This is a genomic window from Bacillus sp. SIMBA_005, assembly GCF_046535585.1.
In the GTDB taxonomy this organism is placed as follows: domain Bacteria; phylum Bacillota; class Bacilli; order Bacillales; family Bacillaceae; genus Bacillus; species Bacillus pumilus.
Genome location: NZ_JAWRWI010001022.1, coordinates 1 through 242, shown reverse-complemented (window position 1 = coordinate 242; position 242 = coordinate 1). Strand labels below are relative to the sequence as shown.

The window sequence follows — 242 nt, the reverse complement described above, 5'->3', positions numbered from 1 at the left end:
ATAAATTTGTCGAGTGGGTAGTAAATAGATATGGAGAAACATTTGATATTACTAAACTGCTGGCAGCTCTTGAAGCAAGTAATATTGGCGAAAACGAAGTGTTTTTTATTAAAGCTGAACCAGCAACACCGATAGCACGAGAAGTAACAACAACACCACAAGTAACAACAGTACCAGAAGTAACAACAGTACCACAAGTAACAACAGTACCACAAGTAACAACAGTACCAGAAGTAACAACA

The 242-nt window shown here is 37.2% G+C and carries 1 protein-coding gene; it reads left to right on the top strand.

Annotation, left to right across the window (positions count from 1 at the left end; translation table 11 throughout):
• Window positions 1-242, top strand: a 242-nt coding sequence (locus tag SB660_RS23205; protein ID WP_410584902.1) for a hypothetical protein, incomplete at both ends; no start/stop codon positions are given.